Genomic DNA, 17,979 nt, shown 5'->3' with positions numbered 1-17,979 from the left:
TCCTTAAGGCTCAGTCCGAAGCCGGTTCGGCAAGGGATCGTCCATCCCTCCCGGCCAGCTCTACAATATATTGCCAGGCCACGCGGCCCGATCGCCCGCCGCGCCGGGTCGCCCAGCCAACGGCGTCTGCTTCGTCAAATGGCAGATCGAAATGCGCGGCATAGGCGCGGACCATGGCGAGAAAATCGCCCTGGTTTGCCGCATGAAAACCAAGGCTCAGCCCAAAGCGATCGGCGAGCGCCAGGCTATCATCCCTGGCATCGCGCGGATTTACCGGATCATCCTGTTCGGCCATGGAGCGCGCGACGATATGCCGCCGATTGGAGGTGACATAGAGCCGCATATTGGACGGCCGCGCTTCCGCCCCGCCCTCCAGCAGCGAGCGTAAGGCACGCGCCGCCCCCGCATCACCATCAAATCCGATATCGTCGATAAACAGAATGAAGGCGCGCTCGACCGGCGCGAGCAGCGCGAACAGATCGGCCAGGCTTTCAAGGCGATCGGGCGCGACTTCGACCAGGGCAAGCGTTTCACCCTCGGCCTGTAGCGCCGCAATCGCGCTCTTGGCGAGCATCGACTTGCCCGATCCGCGCGATCCCCAGAGCAGGATATCATGGGCCGCCGCGCCGCGCGCCAATCGCCGGCTGTTTTCGAGGACCGCCTCTTTCTGCGCATCGATCCCGGTGAGAAGGGCGAGTGGCAACGGCTCAAAATGCTGGGCCGCATGGAGCCGTTCACCGCGCCAGACATAGGCCGGATGGGCGAGCGGATCGGCAGGCGCACCGGGTGGCGGTGCAATCCGGTCCAGCGCATCGGCGATCCGGGAAAGGGCGTCATCGGTCATCGCCTGACCCTTAGCCGCTAAATGGCGGACGATGCCAGAGGCTGTGTGCTAGCCCGCGCGCAGGGTCGCCAATCGATCGGTAATCTGGGCGTTATCCGGCGCCAGGCTTTGCGCTTTTTCGAGCAGCTCTATGCCGAGTTCGCGATCAACCCCGCTATCGGCAGCGATCCATCCGTAAATCTCGCTCGTCGACGCATTGGTCGGCAGCAGGTGATAGGCGCGGCGGGCCAGTGCCAGCGACCGCTCCGTATCGCCCATTTCATACCGCGCCCAGGCAAGGTTCGCGAGAAGCGACGCATCCCGATCCCCAAGGCGCCGGCGCAATTGCTCGAGGATCGCGGCCGCTTGCGGCCAGCGACCGGCCCGCAGATTGAGCCGTGCGGAAATCATCGCCGTCGAAACGTTGCGCGGATTTTGCTCGCGATAGAGCGCCAGGGTGCGCAGCGCCTGTTCGGGCAGGCCGGCGCGCTGAAGGGATTCATACAGCCCCAGCGCCGCCCGCTCAGAAAAGCGGATATTGGACGCATTGGCATAGGCGCCCGCCGCATCCTGATAGCGTCCGGCTGCACCAAGGGCATCGCCATAGATGAGATGCGCATCAGGCGCGCCCGGATTATTGGCGCTCAACGCAGCGGCGCGCGATAGGGCGTCATCAATGCGACCAAGTGCAAGATAGGCGCGAATGAGTACAACTTCGGCTCCTGCCGCCCCCGTCTGCAAGGCCTCACGTTCGATCAACGCCAAGGCGGCGGCATCTTCAGGCGGCGCCCCTAATGGAGCGAGCCCTTCGCGAGCCGGTTCGGCTGCGCGCGCAAGATAGGGTGCGGCGCGTTCGAGATCCCCTTCCCGTTCCCATGCGCGGCCGATCAGCGTGAGCACATAGGTGTCCGCGTCTGGCCGATTGGCCAGCGGTTCAAGCAAGCGGATCGTCGCCCGGGCATCATCGGCCCGGAAATTTGCCGCCCCCAATAGGCGGATCGCGGCCATATTGGCGGGTTGCCGATCCCGCAAATCTTCCAGCCGGCGGATTGCCGCTTCAAAATTTTGCGATTGAAAGTCGATCGCCGCTTCAAGCAACATCATGGCGGGCCAGCCGTCCAACCGCCCGTTGGTCAGCGTCACTAACCGGCGTGCGAGCGGGAAATTGCGGGCCCGGACAGCAAGCACGGCCTGAAAGTAGAGAGCGCGCGGATGGCCGGGCTCAAGCTCCAATACACGGCGGGTCGCGTCCACCATATCGGTCATCCGACCGACGTCGCCCAAGGTCGCCGCGCGTTCGAGATGCGCGTCAATATGATCAGGATCCACCGCGAGTGCGCGATCAAACCAAGCAAGACTGGCGACCAACCCATATTGATCGCGAACCATGCGGCCCTTCAGGATGAGCGCATCGATATTTGTTTCGTCGATCGACAATGCCTGGTCGACCGCATCGATGGCACCGGCCTGCTCTCCTGTCATCGACCGAAAGCGAGCCACATCAAGCCACAATTCGGCATTCTCCGGATCATTTTCGATCGCCAGGGTAAAGGCCTCAGCCGCCGCTGCGATCTGGCCATTATCTTGGAAAGCGCGTCCGCGAACGCGCTGCAGATCGGCAAGAAATTCATCGTCAATCGGGCCAGCTTCACTCTCGGCCAGTGCCGCTTCCCGATCCCCGCTGATCAGCAAGGCTTCGGCCCGCAAATGCCGGGTCCGGTCCGCACTTATGCCGGCGGATGCGGCGCGGTCGAGCGTACCGAGTGCCATCGCCCCCTCGCGAATGGCGATCTCGCTTCGCACCAGCAACCGCCAAGCGGCCTCATTGTCCGGCGCATGATCGACCGCGTTCATGGCTTCGACCCGCGCCGACCGCATTTCGCCGGCTGCTTCATAGGCTTCGGCACGGGCATAGGCGCCAGCCGGATTATTATTACCGGCCATCACGATGAGTATGATCAGGGCGAAGAGCAGCGCGCCGCCACCGACCAGCAGGATCGGTCGCAGCGCAATCGGCGGCAGGGCCAGGCGCGGCTTTCTTTTGCGGCGCCGTCGGCTCATGGACTCAGATCATATTGCTTGAGCAGGTCATACAATGTCGGGCGCGAGATACCGAGCAGTTTTGCGGCCTGCGAGATATTGTTGTCGGCGCGCGACAAGGCCAGCCGGATTGCCTTGCGGTCGGCCGTTTCGCGTGCCGCCTTGAGATTGAGATGCGCTTCATCCTCATTGTCTTCGAAGTCGAGGTCGAGCGCCCCGACCAGCTTGCTATCGGCCATGATCGCCGCCCGTTTCACGCGGTTTTCAAGCTCACGAACATTGCCGGGCCAGCCCCATGCTTCAATCGCGGCGAGCGCTTCGGGTGCAAACCCCTTCACCGATGAGTTCATTTCTCCGGCATATTTGCGCAGGAAATGGCGCGCAAGGAGCGTTGCATCGCCGGGCCGTTCCGACAATGCGGGAATGGTGACCACGATTTCGGCGAGGCGATAGTATAGATCGTCCCGGAATTCCTTGGCCGCGATCATCGCGTCAAGATCCTGGTGGGTTGCGCAGACAATCCGCACATCGACCGGGATAGCAGAGCGGCCGCCAATCCGCTCGACCACGCGCTCTTGCAGGAAGCGCAGCAACTTCACCTGTAGCGGCAGGGGAATATCGCCAACCTCATCGAGGAACAACGTTCCCCCTTCGGCCAGTTCAATCTTGCCTTCGGTCGTTTTCACCGCGCCGGTAAACGCGCCTTTTTCATAGCCAAACAGTTCGGCTTCCAGGAGATTTTCCGGGATCGCCGCGCAGTTGATCGCAACAAAGGGTTTGTCAGCGCGCGGGCTTTCATCATGCAGGCCGCGGGCGAGCAACTCCTTACCGGTACCACTCGCGCCCAACAGCATGACCGAAACGTCTGCAGACGCCACCCGCTCAATTGTCCTTGCGACTTTGAGCATTTCGGGCGCCGCTGTGATCATGCCACCCAGCACCGTTTCGTCACCGCCGGCCTGGCTGGCGAGGCGTTCATTTTCGCGCTCGATTGCATGGAGCTGGAATGCGCGCGCAACGATGAGGCCCAGCTCATCAATGTCGACCGGCTTCTGGTAGAAATCATAGGCGCCGCTCGAAATGGCGCGCAAAGCGCTCTCACGGGCGCCATGGCCTGATGCAATGATGACCTTGGTGTCGGGTTTGAGGGACTGGATCGCTTCAAGCGTCGCAAAGCCTTCGGACGTGCCGTCCGGGTCTGGCGGCAATCCAAGGTCCAGAGTCACAACGGCCGGTTCGTGCTGGCGCAGCATATCGATCGCGGTTTCGCGATCGCCAGCGATGACCACCTCATAATCCTCATAGGCCCAGCGCAGCTGGCGCTGCAGGCCTTCATCGTCTTCGACGATCAACAATACGGGCAGCTTATCGGCCATCACGCGCTCTTTCTGTCTTGATCACTGGTATCAGCGGGTTCGGCGGCAGGCAGGGTAATCGTAAATCGCGTACCCTCTCCCTCGCGGCTATCGACATCGATCCGACCGCCCATCTCGGCGATCAAGGATCGCGCTTCAAAGGCACCGATTCCAAAGCCCCCCGCCTTGGACGAGCTGAACGGACGGAACAGCTTTTGCTGCACAAAATCTTCGTCCATGCCGACACCGCTATCTTCAACCGCCAGCCAGGCTTCCTGATCGCCGGCGCCGACAGCAATACAGATCTGGGCATCGGCCGGACTCGCATCGATCGCGTTCTGGACCAGATGGGTGAGTGCGGTTTCGAGCCGGAATGGATCAGCCAGCGCATAGCATTGGGCATCGGCTGCTACGCGGATCGGATGGGCATCGCCCTTTTGCATCGCGACTTGGTCGGCAATCTCGCGCAGCTCGATGACGCGGGGCGCCTCACTGCGGCCGCGCTCCTTTGGCGCCAACCGGGTGAGGAGATCGTTCATCTTGCCGACCGAATCCTGAAGCGTTGCGATCATGTCAGCGCGAAACTCGGGATTATCGGCATGTCGTTCCGCATTGCGGGCGACGAGGCTGAGCTGGCTCACGAGATTCTTGATATCGTGCAGGATGAAAGCGAAACGGCGGTTAAACTCATCAAATCGCCGTGCTTCGGCCAATGCGTCCTGGCTGCGCGCCTCGGCAAGATAGCTTGCCGCCTGGCGCCCCACGATCCGCAACAGATCGAGATCTTCCCAGTCCAGCGTCCGATCGGCATGGGGCCGTTTCAACAGGACCGCGCCAATCAGCTGATCACGATGGATAAGCGGTACGAGGACCCAGGCGTCGGGTTCGTCAAACATCCATTGTGGGATCAGTGTGGCAATTTCGTCCGGATCGCCAAAATCGCCATTGCGGAGCGGATCGAGTTCGGTGATGTGGCCGCTGGCCGCTAGCCAATTGCCCAACATGCCATCAGCGGCAGGCTGCGCCGTTGAGAGCGTATCCCAGTTCCAACACGCCCCAGGATGCATCACATGATCGCCATCGCAGACCAGCATCAAGCCGCCCTGCGCTTCGGTGATTTCTGACAATGCCTGGACCACACGTTCGTCAAGAACGCCGCCTTCGGCATCGGCCTGGGCGAGCGTATGATTGAAGCGGATCCATTCCGCGCGATAATCATAGCGATGTTCGAACAGATGCTTGGCAACCTTTACCCGGAGCCAGCTGCGCACGCGTTTGGACGGGAGCAAGATCACGGCGCCGGCTGTCATCAGGAACACGAAGGCGACCTGCGCCAAACCGGCATTGCCGCCAGCAAATTGGTCGATCAGCTGGATCGCGGCAAACATCATCAGGAAATATCCGGCAATCGCAATCAGCGAGAGCGATCGGAACGTTACCTTGCGCGAAAGTTTCATCCGGAACCCGGCGCTGTTACGTGTTCCGAGCAGGAAAGTCGGTACCAGGCCAATCATCAGCAGGCCGCGCAATGCCATTAGCTCAACCGCCGGATCGCCGGTCAACCAGGCGATGGTGTAGAGATTGAGATCATAAGCCCAGATCCCGGCGATACCGATCATCGTGAAGCGAATATCGGATCGGGTGTCTGCTGCCGCGCCGGTGTACAACGCATTGACCATCAGCAGTGCACCGATGACGAAACACAGGTCGAGCAACACCGCCGCGTCATAGAAAAGGACGCGCCAGCTAGCGGTTGCCGGCACAGCCTGCATCGCGGCGTCGATCAGCAGCTGGAGCAGAGCCAACAGGAACAAGGCAACATAGATCAGGCCGACAAAGGGCCGGCGATCATCGCCAAGTCCGTTGCGCAGCAGCACGAACATGAAAGTCAGGAAACCAAGATTGCGACCGGTTTCGGCCAGCGCAGCAAGCGGTGTTGCCGGTCCGGTTGCAGCCGCGACCGTTGCCCAGCATGCGGTCAGGACAAAGGCGACGCCCAAAAGGCCAGCCGATGTGCGCCAGTCGTGGCGGGCAAACTGCCAGACCGCGAGCAGCCCAAACAGACCGGCCGCGATGCCGTGGCTCCATATGCCGATTTGCGCGATCATCTAGCGCGCGCCTTCCGGCCAGATCACCACACGCACCGTCTGAAGCAGGATCAGGAGATCGAGGAACGGCGTGTAGTTCTTCGCATAATAGAGATCATATTCCAGCTTGTGCCGCGCATCTTCAAGGCTCGCGCCATAAGGATAGTTGACCTGCGCCCAGCCGGTAATCCCGGGTTTCACCATATGGCGCTCGGCATAATAGGGCATCTTGGTCGCGAGATCGTCGACGAACTGCTTGCGCTCCGGACGCGGCCCGACAAAGCTCATCTGGCCCTTCAGAACCGTCCAGGCCTGGGGCAGTTCATCGATGCGCAATTTGCGGATCAGCTTGCCGATCCGCGTGACGCGCGGATCATTTTTCTGCGCCCAGACGGCTTGACCATCCTTTTCGGCATCATTGCGCATCGAGCGCAATTTGATGAGCTCAAACTCCTGGCCATATTGGCCAACGCGCTTTTGCCGGAAAAAGGCTGGGCCTTTGCTTTCGAGCTTGATCGCGATTGCCGTGACCAGGATGATTGGTGCGGTGATAAGCAGCAGCGCAAGGCTGGCGGCAATATCGAACAGTCGCTTAAGCGCACTTGAGATCCGCCGGCCACTCGAAAAGCCATCGGAGAAGATCAGCCAGCTGGGATTGACGCTGTCGAGATCGACGCGTCCCGTTTCGCGTTCGAGGAAACTCGAAAGATCATTGACGTGCACACCGGTGGTCTTGATCCGCAACAGATCGTCGAGCGGCAATGCATTGCGCCGCTCCTCCAGCGCGAGGACCACTTCACTGGCATTGAGCAGCACGACATGATCGGCGAGATTGTAGATTGCGTCGCGATTGATCGCTTCGGGGATTTCCTGGCGACCATCATTCATCGCGATATAGCCGACGACAACGAAACCCGACCCCGGATCCTTGGCAAGATCCTTGATCCGTTGTGCACGGCTGCCGGCACCCAGAATAACCAGCCGTCGTTTGAATGCTGCGCCGCCGAGCGTCTTGCCGAGCAAGATCCGCATTCCGAACAGCAAAACGGTTGCGATGATCATCGAGTAGAAGAGATTGGATCGCCACAAGGAGAGTTCGGGCACGAGGAAGAAGATAGCGGAGAGCGCAATGATGCCGAGCGAAATGGCGACGAGCAGACGCGCCAGCGCAAAGCGCAATGAGTTCAATGCTTCGATGCCATAAGCGCCCACCGCGATCATCGCGATCTCGAGCGCGGCAGCGAATGCGAGCAGCTCTGGAATACGGGTGGTAATCGGCTCGGGAATGCTACCGATCTGGCTCAGCCGATAGACCCAACCGATCTCCGCCGCGACGAGCAGCAGGACAAAGTCCATGATGCCCAAAAGCAGCACCGCATTGGGCACATAATGTTTAAACAGCCTGATCACGCCCGAAAACGCCTATTATTGTTCCATGTAAGGATTGTCTTAGCTGCAAATCGTAAAGAAATCCGACACAATTGACCCTGTCGAGAAATCTTACGATTCAGCGCCCGCCAATTCTTTGGGTGATTGTTTTTTGGTTTATTTTCAGAATGTTGTGGCAGGCAGATGCAGGGCTAGTGTTGGCTGCTTTTCAAAACCCGGGCCGGATGCATGCCATCGACATAGCCCATAAAGGGCGGATGGATCGAATAACCGACCAATTCGCGGGCGCGCTCGGGCAGCTCGGCCGCTTGTTCCGGCGTCATCGTCATCGCCATATTTTCCAGCTGCCGTGCCCAGCCCGGACAATATTGTGGCGTCACGATCAATCGCGGCGCGTCGGATCGATTGGCGCCACCACGATGCCAGAGCGTTCCCTTGGTCACCATCAGCGAACCGGACGGCATGACCGCCTTGATGGCATCGGCGCGCGGAGCGGGATCGTCATCGACGGAACGGATATCGGTATTTGCAAAATCCGCCGCGCTGTTCGCGCCTTCGATACTATTCTCGGGCCATACATGGCTACCCGGCAGAAGCTCGGTCGCGCCATTGTCCTCGGTCATTGGATCAATCGCCCAGAAGGTGCTGACGCCGAACGGGTCGCGCGGGCGGGGAACACGCAGATGATTATCGTCATAATGCCAGGGCTGGACCGTCTCGCCGGGTTGGAGATTGATGGCGAGGCAGGCAGAAAGGAGGCAGCTCTCACCCAGATCGGCCTCGGCAAAGGCGAGCGCCAGGGGATGCGTCACGAGCTCGGCAAAGACGGGCGACTTGGCAAGCATCGCATAGACGCGATTGGATCTAAGGCCTTCGAAATCATTGCGCCCGGTAACATCAGCCTCAAGATAAGGCTCGAGCGCCGCGCGGACGCGTTCGACCATGTCGGGATCGAGCACATGCTCAAAGATCACATAGCCGTCGCGATCGAAATCAGCGCGCACGTCGGCAAAGCTGCGGCCGCCGAGCCAGCGATCGAGATCGGGCCGGTCACTGGATTGCGCCGCGCTCGCCATATCAGGCAGCAACCGGTTCGTCGGGGCGCATGGCCTTGCGCAGCATCGCTGGATAGCCGCGGGTCGTGGCTTCGAAGCCATCATAATAGCCGCGATCTCGCAGCATCCGGTGGAGCTTGGGGAGATTATAGGGCGGCACCGCGGGGAAGTGATGATGCTCGCAATGAAAGTTCACATAGTTGGGCGCGAGGAACAGCCGCTCGATCGGGTTGGCGATTGTCGAATGGGTGTTCTCGCGCGGATCGGGGCTCAGGCGATTGGAGGCGACGCCATGTTCTCCAACATTGCGGATCCGCGTGATCGCCGGATAGAGGAACAGCTCGGCCGCCCACCACATCGCATAGGCCCAGGGCGCACCGACCGCGAACAATATCCCGAACAGGCCGAGATGGAAGGTCAGCCATGGCAGATGCTTGGGCAGGCGGAAATTCTTGATCTTGTTCCAGGTGTCGCGGATGCCCGTCTGCCCGGTGAGATCGCGGATCATCTTGCGGCGAAAGCTCGATTTGGTGACCGGATATTTGCGCACCAGCCCGATATCTGGATCCTTCTCGCTACCCGCATATTGGTGATGCTTGAGATGATAGGAGCGATAGCCATAATGCGACACGTTGAGCGCCGCATTGGTGAACCAGTGTCCGATAATCTCATTCGCCCGCCGGCTGGAGAAAAAGGCATGGTGCGCACAATCATGGCCGATCACGACAAGCCCGAGCAATCGCCCGGCAATCAGCACGGTGCCAAGAATGATCGTCAGCGGGTTCGGCCAGAGGATTGCCATCGCAAAGGACCCGGCCAGCATCGCATAGGTGCCGATCAGGATCGCGCTGGCTTTCAGGTCGGACGGCTTGAGCAAGGCGCGCAGCTCATCCTTGCTGACTGCGTCGGAAAGGCTGACCATATTGGGCATTACCGACTCCCTTTACGTTTACGTAAGGTCGCATATAGCTCAAAAATGGCCTAGCCGCAAAAAGCGCAGTTATGAGCGAGGCTGAATGACCGAAGCGACGATCACACCCGTCATCCTAACAGGCGGCAGCGGGACCCGGCTATGGCCGGTATCGCGCGGCGCGCGCCCCAAACAATTTCTCAGGCTGCTCGGCAAGACGACCATGCTCGAAGACACGCTGGCCCGGGCGACCGGCGATGCGTTTGGCGCGCCCTTGCTCGTCGGCGGCGCGGCGCAGGAAGATATTCTCCAGCTGCTCGCGGGAAGCGATGCGGCGATCATCCTGGAACCCGAAGGCCGCAATACCGCACCGGCGATTGCGCTGGCCGCACTCGTGCTGGAACCCGATACGCCGATGCTGGTCATGCCGAGCGATCATGCGATTGCCGACCCGGATGCCTTTCGCGACGCGGTCATCAAAGCCACTGCACTGGCCATGCAAGGCTGGCTCGTCACGTTCGGGATAGCCCCGGACGGGCCGGAAACCGGCTATGGCTATATCGAACAGGGCGAGGCGCTGGATGCTGGCGGATATCGCGCCGCGCGCTTTATTGAAAAGCCGGATCGGGCGACTGCCGAACAGCTGCTCGCGGCGGGCGGCCATCATTGGAATGGCGGCATCTTCCTGTTCACCGCCGGTGCCTATCTGGACGCGCTGGAGCGCCACGCACCGGATATCCTTGCCGGTGCCCGCGCCGCTTTTGATGCCGGTCATCGCGATGGCACGGTCCATCGTCCCGACGCCGCCGCCTTTGCGCGTATCCCGGCCATATCGATCGACTATGCGGTGATGGAGAAGGCCGAGAAGGTCGCGGTGGTGCCGGTATCCATGGGCTGGTCCGATGTCGGCAGCTGGGATGCGCTCCATGCGATCTCCGCGCGGGATGCGGATGGCAATGCGCTGGACGGCGATGTGCTTGCGATCGACACGCGCAACAGCCTCGTCCGCTCGACCGGACCGACCGTGACAACCATCGGCGTCGAGGATTTGATCGTCGTCGCCACGGAAGACGCGATACTGGTGATGCCGCGCGGCGATAGTCAACGGGTCAAGGAAGCCGTCGAAACACTCAAGGCAAAAACCGATGGCAAGTCGCGGCTCTAATCCCCGGCAAAGGCGAACGGTGTCAGCGCGCGTTCGCGTTCATTGATCAGCAGCGCCCGGCCCGTCGGCGGTGCACTGCGTTGCGGGCAATCCGCACGGGTACAGGCGCGGCAGCCCAGGCCAATCGGCGTCGCCCCTGCATCCAAGGCGATTCCGCGCGCATCGGCGATCTGCGTCGCATGCTCGGCCGCCACGCCCAGCCCGACGGCAAACTCCGCCCGCACGCCGCTCGGCGCGCTCGCCACCGGATGCACGGTGCGTGAAATGGTCAGCCAGCGGCTGTCATCCTCGAGCTCAACCAGCTGCCGGGCATATTCGCCGGGCCGATCGAACGCGCGATGGATATGCCAGAGCGGGCAAAAGGCGGCGGCATCGACCAAAGGCGATCCGCTGGCCCCGGCATAGCGTTTGGATACGACGCCCGACCGATCGATCCGCAGCATGAAGAAGGGCAAGCCGCGCTCGCCGACCCGCTGCAAAGTTGTCAGCCGATGGGCGACTTGCTCGAAGCCTGCGCCAAAGCGGCGCTGCAACAGATCGAAATCATAGCCACTCGATTCGCACGCCCGCAGGAAGCGGCGATAGGGCATCATCAGCGCGGCCGCGAAATAGCCGGCGAGATGGCGATGATAGAAACGCTCCTGGACCGGCTCGGGGAATTCAGCACCAGCAACCAGCGCCTCTATCTCTGCCTTGGCTTCGATCTGGGCGAGCTGGAATCCGGCCTGAAAGGTCCGCGAGGCCTGATCGAGCATTTCAGACAGCTGCAATTGCCGGGCATGAAGATCGAGCCGCCGCAATCGATCCGGCATCACATCGGCGGGCAGGATCCGAATGGTGAGCTGGTGCTTGGAACGCAGCCGTTCGGCAATCGCGCCATAAAGATCACCGGCACCCAATCGCAGCTCATCGGCCAACGCCTCGGCCTGACCATCAAGATCGGCATAGTGATTTTTCCAGCGTTCGATTTCGCGCCGGACCGGGATCACGGGATCGCCCGCTTCGGGTCGGTCGACGCCGCCGCCCTGCGTCATGCGATCAAAGGCGCGGGCAAAGGCTTCGACACCGCCGGGCGATGCCGCGAGCCATTCCTGGAGCTCGCTCCGATCGATATCGAGATCGGCGAATAGCGGATCAACCAGCCGCCGACGCAGACCCGCCTCGCCGCCACCCGGCTCATCGTCCGACAGGCTGCGCGGGTCGAAGTCGAACCGCTCGGCGAGCCGCAGCAACAGCGTAGCCGATAAGGGGCGCTGGTTGCGCTCGATCAGGTTGAGATAGCTCGGGCTGATATCCAGCATATCGGCCATCGCCGCCTGGGTCAGGCTCGCCTGTCTGCGGATCCGCTTGATCCGGTGTCCGGCAAAGAGTTTCGCGTCAGCCATAGTCACTCATCACCACCCAGAAGAGCGCTTGTCAATATCTTTACAACATGACAGACGATCTCTGCCTGAATCGCACCATCACACCCGAATATGTCGCATTGCAGCATAGGCGCTGACGCGCGAATCGGCTACTGAAACCTCCGAAGCGCGGCCATGAGCCGTTCCTCCCCGTTTCAAAATATGTGTAAAGGATTAACTACAATGGCGACGTTTGAAGAGCTTATTCCCGCTGCACCGGGCCGTTTCGACGGAATCACCCGCCCCTATGACACCGACAAGGTTGAGGCGCTGCGCGGATCGGTAGCCATTGATTATACGCTGGCCAGCAAGGGCGCGAACAAGCTGTGGGAACTGCTCCACAACGAAGATTATATCAACGCGCTGGGCGCGCTGTCGGGCAATCAGGCGATGCAGATGGTGCGCGCCGGGCTCCAGGCCATCTATCTTTCAGGCTGGCAGGTTGCCGCTGACAATAACACGGCCGGTGCCATGTATCCCGATCAGTCGCTCTACCCGGCCAATGCCGGCCCCGAGCTTGCCCGCAAGATCAACAACACGCTGCAGCGTGCCGACCAGATCGAGCATAGCGAAGGCGGAGCCGAGCGCGACTGGTTCGCCCCGATCGTTGCCGATGCCGAAGCCGGTTTTGGCGGACCGCTCAACTGTTTTGAGATCATGAAGGCCTATGTCGCTGCGGGCGCTGCTGGCGTTCACTATGAAGATCAGCTGGCGTCCGAAAAGAAGTGCGGCCATCTTGGCGGCAAGGTGCTGATCCCGACCCAGGCCCATATCCGCAACCTCGACGCCGCCCGGCTCGCAGCCGATGTCTGCGGCGTGCCGATGGTGATCTGTGCCCGGACCGATGCCGAGAGCGCCAAGCTCATGACGTCTGACATTGACGAGCGTGATCATGAATTCATGACCGGCGAGCGGACGGCCGAAGGGTTCTTCCGCCTGAAAGACGGCACCGGTGTTGATCACTGCATCAAGCGCGGCCTTGCCTTTGCCGAGCATGCTGATCTGCTCTGGTGGGAAACCTCCAAGCCGAACCTTGATGATGCACGGCGCTTTGCCGAAGCGATCAAGAAGGAATATCCGAACAAGATGCTGGCCTATAACTGTTCGCCAAGCTTCAACTGGGAAGCCAATCTCGACAAGGACACGATCGCCAAGTTCCAGCGCGAGATCGGTGCCATGGGATATAAGTTCCAGTTTGTTACGCTGGCCGGTTTCCACCAGCTCAACTACGGGATGTTCGAGCTCGCACGCGGCTATAAGGATCGCGGCATGGCTGCCTATTCCGAGCTGCAACAGGCTGAATTTGATGCCGAAGAAAATGGCTACACCGCAACGCGCCATCAGCGCGAAGTCGGCACCGGCTATTTCGATCTCGTCTCGAACGCCATTACCGGGGGCCAGAGCTCGACCACCGCACTCGCGGAATCGACCGAAGCCGACCAGTTTGTCGAGGCAGCCGAATAAAGTTTTAGGAGCTTACTGGTGGGGGCGGGTGCCCCCATCCTTTTTATTGCAAACACCCCTGGGAGAGGGTGCCTGCCCAGAATTACAGAGCTTTTCCTGGGGAGGAGAAGAGACGCCCGTCCGGAGAAATCCTGGCGGGCGTTTTCTTTTGGCTTGTCAGAACATTGCTATCGCAATGTCGCGGCTCCGGCCCACTCCCCCTCCCGGCCGCCCATTAAGTGTACCCTGTGGGCGGTCGGGAGGGGGAGCGGGCTGGTGCCGCGAACTTCCGCGAGGAAGTTTCTGACAAATCTAAGTCGGTTCTGAAACTATCTACCCAAAATCCCGCGTTAGCTCAGCGCGCATTTCATCGCCGATGATCGCGGCATGGCCATAGGCGGCATGATCGATCTGGAAGAGGATCTGGTTGGCCGTATCGCGGAACTTTGCTTTTTGCTCGGCGGTGAAGGCGAAGTGGAGAAACAAAACGGACGAAGCTTTGCCGCTATCATTTTCGCGATCGACATCCTGTTCGGGCGTCGCGCCGATCTTTTCGCCATCGATGACGATATGGATATGGTCGATCACCCCGCCCAGCTGGTTGAGCAGCGCGTCACGGCGATCCGGATCCTCGATCTCAAACATCAGCGTACAGGTCAGCTCATCGCCATTGGGGATCATCGGATTATAGGCGGCGAGCTCGTCGACCAGCTGCTCCTCCCCGCCTTTTTCGATGCGCAGCATTTCCTGGACCTGGAGCCACATCGTGTCCCAGGACTCAAAATATACCGTTACATGCGGTCCGACGGAAAGGCGCCGAAACCGCTTGCGCAGCAGATTCTCCTCGCGCTTTTCGGCGCGGATCTTTTCAAAGTCTTCCAGGCCGAGAATATCCTCGGCGGTAATTTCGCGGGCATCGCGCGGCATCATTGGCTCCTAATATCCATAGGCCTTGGCCAGTATCTCGATCGGGTGACCGATCCGCTCGGGCGCGGCATCGCCATCGGCCATCTCCATGACCTCGCGCAGATGCGGACCGGCAAGCGGGCATTCGCTGACAATATAGTCCGGATCAGTCTTCTTCAGATTGCGCACCGTCGGCCGGGCGAGCTTGACGGCGGTATCGTAATTTTCGGCCATGATTCCCCATTTGCCGCCATGGCCCGAGCAGCGTTCGACAATCGTCGGTGTCGTACCGGGAATAAGCTTGAGCATCTCCATCGCCTTGGCGCCCATATTCTGCGCGCGGCTATGGCAGGAAAAATGAATGCCGACCTTGCTATCCATCTCGGGCAGCTCAACAAGGCCTTTGTCCTTGGATAGCTCCACCACATATTGCGCCAGGTCCCGCGTATGTTCGGCAAGCTTCTGCACGATCGGATTGTCGGGCAGGATGAGCGGCCATTCGAATTTGAGCATCAGCGCGCAGGACGGGGTCAGCGCGACGATATCATAGCCGCGATCGATCAGCGGCTCGAAATGCGCGGCGACGGCTTGGGCGCTTTTGGCCACGCCGTCCAGATCGCCATTTTCGAGGAGCGGCATACCGCAGCATAGCGGATGCTCGATCCGGCACTGGACGCCGTTATGGGCAAGCACATCCAGCGCGGCCTTGCCGGGCGTCGCATCGTTGAAATTGCCATAGCAGGTCGCATAGATCGCGGCCTTGCGACCGAAGCTCGGCGCATCGACATTGACCGCGGGCATCGCGTCGGCGGGCGTCTTGGTGAGCGGCTTGGATTCATAGCGCGGCAGATGCGCGCGCTTATCGATGCCCAGCGTCTTTTCCATTGCGCCGCGGGTCATGCCATTCGATTCCTTGGTCGCCCAGTTGGCGAGGCCGGAAACTTTCGTGGCTAGCTTGCCGTTGCGATCCGTCTTGGCGAGCTGCGTGTCGGTGAAGCTGGTCTCGCCCTTCTTATGCTCGATCGCCCGGGCGCGGAGCATCAGGTGCGGGAAATCGAGATCGAATTCGTGCGGCGGGACATAGGGGCACTTCACCATGAAGCACATGTCACACAGGGTGCAGGCATCGACGACCGGCTTGAAATCGGCGCTGTCGAGGCTCTCGACATCCTCATTCTCGCTCTCGTCGATCAGGTCGAAGAGCTGTGGGAAACTGTCGCACAGATTGAAGCAGCGACGACAGCCATGGCAAATGTCAAAGACGCGGCGCAGCTCGGCATCGAGCAGCTCCTCGTCGTAAAACGCATCATCCTGCCAGGCGATCGGATGGCGCGTCGGCGCTCCCAGGCTGCCTTCCTGCATGATCTCGCTCTCCCCTTTGGCCGGCCCGCTATAGGGGCCGCGAAGAAAAAGGGGGACGGGCTTTCACCCATCCCCGCCTTTTCAATTCAACACTGCAAGCGACTTACGCGTCGGCTTTCAGCGTATCGAGCGTGCGCTGGAATTTGCCGGCATGGCTCTTTTCCGCCTTGGCCAGCGTTTCGAACCAGTCCGCGATCTCGTCGAACCCTTCTTCGCGCGCCGTCTTCACCATGCCCGGATACATATCGGTATATTCATGGGTTTCACCAGCGATGGCGGCCGCGAGATTTTGCTCGGTCGAACCAATCGGTTCGCCGGTGGCCGGATCGCCCGTTTCTTCGAGAAATTCGAGATGGCCGTGCGCATGGCCGGTTTCGCCTTCCGCGGTTGAGCGGAATACGGCGGCAACATCATTATGGCCTTCAATATCGGCCTTTTGCGCGAAATAGAGATAGCGGCGATTGGCCTGGCTTTCACCGGCAAATGCGGCCTTGAGATTGTCTTCGGTCTGGCTGCCTTTGAGATCCATGATAATTCCCCTGAGTGAACGAGTAATATGGCCCGGCGATGCTCCGGACTTGATTCGGGTGTAGGTGATCGAACGATTCGATTGAAACGCAAATAGCTGATCGGCTTGAGCGAGGAAACCGATTAATCGCTTGTTATTTATTGATAATGTTTCTCAATAACGGAGCGAGACTCTGCCGGCCGCTTCAGTCCGCGCTCGCCTCTGGTGCGAGAATATCGAGCGCTGCCATCACCAAAGCCTCGGTCGCAGTGGTGATCACCGCCTCGGCATCCGGCGCCCAATAGGCGCTGTGCAGCGACGGCAGGTCAATCTCGCCCCTTTGTGCGGCTTCCCAGCGATCGATCGGCACACCGCCAACCCAGAACAAGACGCTTTGGATATTTTCGCGATCGGCCCGATAATAGCGGCTGAAATCTTCGCCCCCCATCACCGGCTCACCTTCGAGCACGCGATCTTCGCCGAACCGACCGCGCCACAGCGCCATCAGCTCTCCGGACAGTTCGAGCGTATTATAGACCGCCGGTGTATATTCGTTGCGCCGCGTGACTTCGGGCAGCAATTCTTCGGGCAGCCCGGCGACCATGCCTTCGGCCCGCGAAATCCGCTCAATCCCCGAGAGCAATTGCTCGCGCACTTCATCGGTATAGCTGCGCACCGTGAGGAGCAGGTTCGCTTCGTCCGAAATGATATTATGCTTGGAACCGGCTCGGAAACTGCCAACCGTCACCACGGCGGGCTGTTGCGGATCAACCTCGCGGCTGACCAGCGTCTGCAACGCGCCGACGATCCGGGAGCCCAGCACGATCGGATCGCGGGTCGTATGCGGATAGGCGCCATGGCCGCCAACGCCACGCACATGGATATCAACGCTATCGACATTGGCCATGGCAAAGCCGGGCACGACACCGATCGTCCCGGCCGGAGCCGAGGCGGAATCATGAAAGGTCAGCGCATAATCGGGACGCGGGAAGCGCTCATACAAGCCATCTTCGAGCATCATGCGCGCGCCTGCGCCGCGTTCCTCGGCGGGCTGGAGAATGGCGACAAGCGTGCCCGACCAATCGCCGCGCCGCGCCACCAACTGGCGCACCGCACCGACCCAGGCGGTCATATGCGTATCATGGCCACAGGCATGCATGACATGCGATTCAATGCCTTCATCGGTGGTCGCGACCACGGTGCTCGCAAATTCAAGCCCTGTCTGCTCTTCGACCGGCAAACCATCCATATCCGCGCGCAGCAGCAAGACCGGGCCGGGTCCATTTTCCATTACCGCAACAACGCCATGGCCGCCCACTCCGGTCGTCACCTCAAAGCCAAGCTCTTCGGCGATTGCCGCGAGATGCGCGGCAGTATCATCTTCCTGGAAGGAAAGTTCCGGATTGGCATGGAGATGACGATAGAGCTCCATCAGCTCGGGTATGTCTGCCGCAACGGCATCGCTCAGCTCATCGGCATAGGCTGGTGACGCGAAAAGCAGGGGAAGGGCATAGAGCAAGCGGCGCATGGGTC

General features: G+C 60.6%; 14 protein-coding genes. 2 read left to right on the top strand and 12 right to left on the bottom strand.

Annotation, left to right across the window (positions count from 1 at the left end):
• Positions 1-10 precede the first annotated feature (10 nt).
• The 7 genes from HFP51_RS12375 to HFP51_RS12345 form a co-directional block, all read right to left on the bottom strand.
• Complete coding sequence (locus HFP51_RS12375) at positions 11-844, bottom strand: ATP-binding protein (RefSeq protein ID WP_176876032.1); 834 nt, start codon at positions 842-844, stop codon at positions 11-13.
• Between the two features lie 48 nt (positions 845-892).
• A complete protein-coding gene (locus tag HFP51_RS12370; RefSeq protein WP_176876031.1) occupies positions 893-2,884 on the bottom strand; it encodes a tetratricopeptide repeat protein in 1,992 nt (663 codons plus the stop codon).
• Positions 2,881-4,239: a PEP-CTERM-box response regulator transcription factor gene (prsR, locus tag HFP51_RS12365; protein WP_176876030.1), complete on the bottom strand. Its 1,359-nt coding sequence runs from the start codon at positions 4,237-4,239 to the stop codon at positions 2,881-2,883. Before prsR ends, HFP51_RS12370 begins: the two co-directional genes overlap by 4 nt.
• On the bottom strand, positions 4,239-6,326 hold the full coding sequence (gene prsK, locus HFP51_RS12360; RefSeq protein ID WP_176876029.1) for an XrtA/PEP-CTERM system histidine kinase PrsK: 2,088 nt from the start codon (positions 6,324-6,326) through the stop codon (positions 4,239-4,241). The genes prsR and prsK overlap by 1 nt, the downstream gene beginning before the upstream one ends.
• On the bottom strand, positions 6,327-7,715 hold the full coding sequence (locus tag HFP51_RS12355; RefSeq protein WP_176876028.1) for a TIGR03013 family XrtA/PEP-CTERM system glycosyltransferase: 1,389 nt from the start codon (positions 7,713-7,715) through the stop codon (positions 6,327-6,329). It lies immediately after the preceding gene.
• Between the two features lie 170 nt (positions 7,716-7,885).
• The gene (locus HFP51_RS12350; protein ID WP_176876027.1) at positions 7,886-8,770 is read right to left on the bottom strand and encodes a phytanoyl-CoA dioxygenase family protein; all 885 of its coding nucleotides are present in this window, start codon (positions 8,768-8,770) and stop codon (positions 7,886-7,888) included.
• Between the two features lies 1 nt (position 8,771).
• A complete protein-coding gene (locus tag HFP51_RS12345; RefSeq protein ID WP_176876026.1) occupies positions 8,772-9,680 on the bottom strand; it encodes a fatty acid desaturase family protein in 909 nt (302 codons plus the stop codon).
• Between the two features lie 85 nt (positions 9,681-9,765).
• Here HFP51_RS12345 and HFP51_RS12340 point away from each other — a divergent pair, with 85 nt between their 5' ends.
• Positions 9,766-10,824, top strand: coding sequence for a mannose-1-phosphate guanylyltransferase/mannose-6-phosphate isomerase (locus HFP51_RS12340; RefSeq protein ID WP_176876025.1), 1,059 nt, complete (start codon positions 9,766-9,768; stop codon positions 10,822-10,824).
• Here HFP51_RS12340 and HFP51_RS12335 read toward each other — a convergent pair.
• A complete protein-coding gene (locus HFP51_RS12335; RefSeq protein WP_176876024.1) occupies positions 10,821-12,209 on the bottom strand; it encodes a short-chain fatty acyl-CoA regulator family protein in 1,389 nt (462 codons plus the stop codon). The two genes, HFP51_RS12340 and HFP51_RS12335, sit on opposite strands and share 4 nt — an antisense overlap.
• A 201-nt stretch (positions 12,210-12,410) precedes the next feature.
• On the opposite strand from HFP51_RS12335, the gene aceA reads away from it, so the two are divergent.
• A complete protein-coding gene (gene aceA, locus HFP51_RS12330) occupies positions 12,411-13,691 on the top strand; it encodes an isocitrate lyase (RefSeq protein ID WP_176876023.1) in 1,281 nt (426 codons plus the stop codon).
• 312 nt (positions 13,692-14,003) lie between these two features.
• On the opposite strand, the gene HFP51_RS12325 is transcribed toward aceA, so the two are convergent.
• The 4 genes from HFP51_RS12325 to HFP51_RS12310 form a co-directional block, all read right to left on the bottom strand.
• A complete protein-coding gene (locus HFP51_RS12325) occupies positions 14,004-14,600 on the bottom strand; it encodes a DUF3501 family protein (RefSeq protein WP_218135299.1) in 597 nt (198 codons plus the stop codon).
• A 6-nt stretch (positions 14,601-14,606) separates the two neighbouring features.
• Positions 14,607-15,938: a heterodisulfide reductase-related iron-sulfur binding cluster gene (locus tag HFP51_RS12320; protein ID WP_176876022.1), complete on the bottom strand. Its 1,332-nt coding sequence runs from the start codon at positions 15,936-15,938 to the stop codon at positions 14,607-14,609.
• Positions 15,939-16,041: 103 nt separating this feature from the next.
• Entirely contained in the window at positions 16,042-16,467 is a 426-nt protein-coding gene (locus tag HFP51_RS12315; protein ID WP_176876021.1) for a rubrerythrin family protein, read from the bottom strand.
• Between the two features lie 184 nt (positions 16,468-16,651).
• The gene (locus HFP51_RS12310; RefSeq protein WP_176876020.1) at positions 16,652-17,974 is read right to left on the bottom strand and encodes an amidohydrolase; all 1,323 of its coding nucleotides are present in this window, start codon (positions 17,972-17,974) and stop codon (positions 16,652-16,654) included.
• Positions 17,975-17,979 lie beyond the last annotated feature (5 nt).

The organism is Parasphingopyxis sp. CP4 (genome assembly GCF_013378055.1).
GTDB lineage: Bacteria > Pseudomonadota > Alphaproteobacteria > Sphingomonadales > Sphingomonadaceae > Parasphingopyxis.
This window is presented reverse-complemented; position numbering and strand designations above follow the sequence as displayed.

Coding starts and splice junctions, on each gene's coding strand:
- HFP51_RS12315 (WP_176876021.1), bottom strand. CDS start 16,467: ATGGATCTCAAAGGCAGCCAGACCGAAGACAATCTCAAGGCCGCATTT.
- HFP51_RS12325 (WP_218135299.1), bottom strand. CDS start 14,600: ATGATGCCGCGCGATGCCCGCGAAATTACCGCCGAGGATATTCTCGGC.
- prsR (WP_176876030.1), bottom strand. CDS start 4,239: ATGGCCGATAAGCTGCCCGTATTGTTGATCGTCGAAGACGATGAAGGC.
- HFP51_RS12370 (WP_176876031.1), bottom strand. CDS start 2,884: ATGAGCCGACGGCGCCGCAAAAGAAAGCCGCGCCTGGCCCTGCCGCCG.
- HFP51_RS12350 (WP_176876027.1), bottom strand. CDS start 8,770: ATGGCGAGCGCGGCGCAATCCAGTGACCGGCCCGATCTCGATCGCTGG.
- HFP51_RS12375 (WP_176876032.1), bottom strand. CDS start 844: ATGACCGATGACGCCCTTTCCCGGATCGCCGATGCGCTGGACCGGATT.
- HFP51_RS12345 (WP_176876026.1), bottom strand. CDS start 9,680: ATGCCCAATATGGTCAGCCTTTCCGACGCAGTCAGCAAGGATGAGCTG.
- HFP51_RS12335 (WP_176876024.1), bottom strand. CDS start 12,209: ATGGCTGACGCGAAACTCTTTGCCGGACACCGGATCAAGCGGATCCGC.
- aceA (WP_176876023.1), top strand. CDS start 12,411: ATGGCGACGTTTGAAGAGCTTATTCCCGCTGCACCGGGCCGTTTCGAC.
- prsK (WP_176876029.1), bottom strand. CDS start 6,326: ATGATCGCGCAAATCGGCATATGGAGCCACGGCATCGCGGCCGGTCTG.
- HFP51_RS12340 (WP_176876025.1), top strand. CDS start 9,766: ATGACCGAAGCGACGATCACACCCGTCATCCTAACAGGCGGCAGCGGG.
- HFP51_RS12310 (WP_176876020.1), bottom strand. CDS start 17,974: ATGCGCCGCTTGCTCTATGCCCTTCCCCTGCTTTTCGCGTCACCAGCC.
- HFP51_RS12320 (WP_176876022.1), bottom strand. CDS start 15,938: ATGCAGGAAGGCAGCCTGGGAGCGCCGACGCGCCATCCGATCGCCTGG.